The 2,415-nt window shown below is 59.1% G+C and carries 3 protein-coding genes; 2 read left to right on the top strand and 1 reads right to left on the bottom strand.

The annotated features are described in order from the left end of the window. Both VJ369_RS17360 and VJ369_RS17355 read left to right on the top strand, forming a co-directional pair. Positions 1 to 754 (top strand): hypothetical protein (locus tag VJ369_RS17360; protein ID WP_324093249.1); only part of this gene is annotated, 754 nt, incomplete at its 5' end. 158 nt (positions 755 to 912) lie between these two features. Next, on the top strand, positions 913 to 1,962 hold the full coding sequence (locus VJ369_RS17355) for an IS110 family transposase (RefSeq protein WP_324093248.1): 1,050 nt from the start codon (positions 913 to 915) through the stop codon (positions 1,960 to 1,962). 94 nt (positions 1,963 to 2,056) lie between these two features. On the opposite strand, the gene VJ369_RS17350 is transcribed toward VJ369_RS17355, so the two are convergent. Continuing rightward, positions 2,057 to 2,415 (bottom strand): hypothetical protein (locus VJ369_RS17350; protein ID WP_324093247.1); only part of this gene is annotated, 359 nt, incomplete at its 5' end.

Below are 2,415 nucleotides of genomic sequence, written 5' to 3'. Positions count from 1 at the left end.
CCTGAGTGGATGTGCCGGAATGGGTGGGCCGACAGCGAGTGGACCTGCTCCGGCCACCGGTGCATCGGCGAGAGCCAATGCGGCCGCTGACACGGCCACGTACAAGACGGTCAGCTATACGAATGCCGCGACCAAAGGGCCGGCGATCATCGTCTTGCCGGGTGAAGTGAAGAGCAACAACGCGACATTCACGCAGCGATACTTCCCGAATAACATCGCTGACTACGCGGAACTCGAGCTCTCGCAGGCGAACTTCCAGGTCCTGGATCGCGCCAATCTGGGTAGCGTGTTGCGCGAAATCGAACTCGCGTATAATCTAGGTGATCCGAAACAGGCGCAGGCATTATTCCAGAAGGGTGAGTTGCAAAATACGCGCTGGATCGTCAAATTTGACGTCCTCCGCGCCGAGAAGGTCGCCGAAGCGGGCAGCGGCTTCTCTGGCAGCACGCTCGGGGGTATCGCCGGGACCCTCCTGGGTGGCAGGGGTGGCTCGGCGTTGAGCCAGGGGGCTAGTTCGATACAGACCACCGAGGCGGCAGGTGTCTGGATTATTGGTATGCGCTACAAGATCATCGATGCCCGCACGACCCAGCAAGTCGCTCAGGGATACGCTGAAGACAAGATGGAAATCGGCTCGACGGGCACGTCGGTTTTCGGGATATCGTCACGGCAAGCGGGTGGCACAACCCTGGACGCACTCGTCGTCAAGTTGGTGCAGAAGAACGTGTCGGACATTGACCAGAAATACAAATAGTCTGCGCGTTCGTCTATACACGACAGTGCCTCTGGGGCATGGACAGTAAGAAAGTTGCTATGCTGAATCAGCTCTCCAGGGGTAACCGAGAGTGACGGGAAAAATGAGAAAATCCTTTCAAGGACACAGACCAGTAACGCCTTGATAAGGAATGCCACATGACGGACCGACACCTCTCGTATATTGGCCGGATTGTCTACGTAGGAGTCGATGTGCACAAGGAAACCTCTACGGTGACGTGCGTATGCAACAAACAGATCGTGAAGACCGCGACCGTCCAAGCCGAGCCCGCGGGTCTTGCGGCCAGTTTGCTGCGTTGGTTCCCGGGGGCCACGCTGTACTCGGCATACGAGGCGGGATTTTCAGCCTTCGTGCTGCACCGCGCCCTCACCACAGCGGGGATCACCAACATCGTCGTCAATCCTGCGTCCGTCGCGGTGGCGGCCAATGATAAGGTCAAGACGGATCGCCGCGACGCCAAGAAACTGGCCATCGATTTAGCTGACGGTCGTTTACGAGGCATCTATGTCCCCACGGAAGAAGAGGAACTCGCTCGTCTCCTGCCGAGAACACGCGCGCAGATTGTTGAGCACCGCGCCACGATTGCCCGCCAGATCAAAGCCAAGCTGCATCAGTTCGGCCTGATCGCCCCTTCGAGTCGGCGCATGATCAGCAACCGGTACTTGCGGGAGATCGCTGCCTGGTCGCTGCCCCCGGACCTCCGCGTGAGTCTCACATTGTTGGCCGAGCAGTGGCGTTTTGCGACGCGCCAGCTCATCGAGATACGCCGCCTGCTGCGTGAACAAGCCGCCGCGCAAGCGGAACTCGAAAAAGTGTATCGGAGCGTCCCGGGCATCGGCGCGGTGGTCGCCCGGACCTTGGCGACTGAGCTGGGCGATATGACACGCTTTGCCAATGAGCGGGCGCTGTTCAGCTACACGGGGCTCACGCCCAGCGAGTATTCGTCGGGCCCTTCTGTGCGGCGTGGCCATATGAGCCGCCAAGGCTCAGGGCGCGTGCGTCACTTGCTCATCGAAACCGCCTGGCGCGCGCTTCCCCGTGACAAGGTGCTCCAAGAAATTTTCGACAGGATAGCGGCTACCCGGGGCAAGAAGCGCGCCATTGTGGCGATTGCGCGACGGCTGACCGGTCGGATTCGCGCCTGTTTTCGCCAAGGGACCACGTATGCCGTGGGGACATATGCCTAGGCACCAGCACATGACTGGCAATACGCCTTGCCACTGGGAAGCTGGTGTCATACCGCGCTGCGTCCAAGTAAGCGGCTTCAGACCGCCATAAGCACTATGCAGCGAAAGGATTGGAAGGATTGCGGCAGCGCTCTGCACGGATCGAGGCATTCTCACTCAGGTCTGCACAGCGTGACCACTGCGACTTCGTTTCCCTCCTTGTGCCGGCAACACCGCCAGCACGGTCGAAAGTGTGAAGCGCAGGAAGACTCTTGGTCACGAACGAATAAGCAACTTGAGGCGTGGCTACGGCCGCGACCTCGAATAACAGGTGGTTCAGCCGAGAAGCTTGCGATCGTTGGTGGGGCGTCCGAATGCTGGGGTCCATACACAACGAAAAGTCCAGAAGGCGGTGCAATGTACCGCTCAAGGGAAGGGTTTTCTTTTTTTCTTGCAAATTCACATAACAGGAGG

Source organism: Glutamicibacter sp. (assembly GCF_035257265.1).
GTDB lineage: Bacteria > Actinomycetota > Actinomycetes > Actinomycetales > Micrococcaceae > Glutamicibacter.
This window is presented reverse-complemented; position numbering and strand designations above follow the sequence as displayed.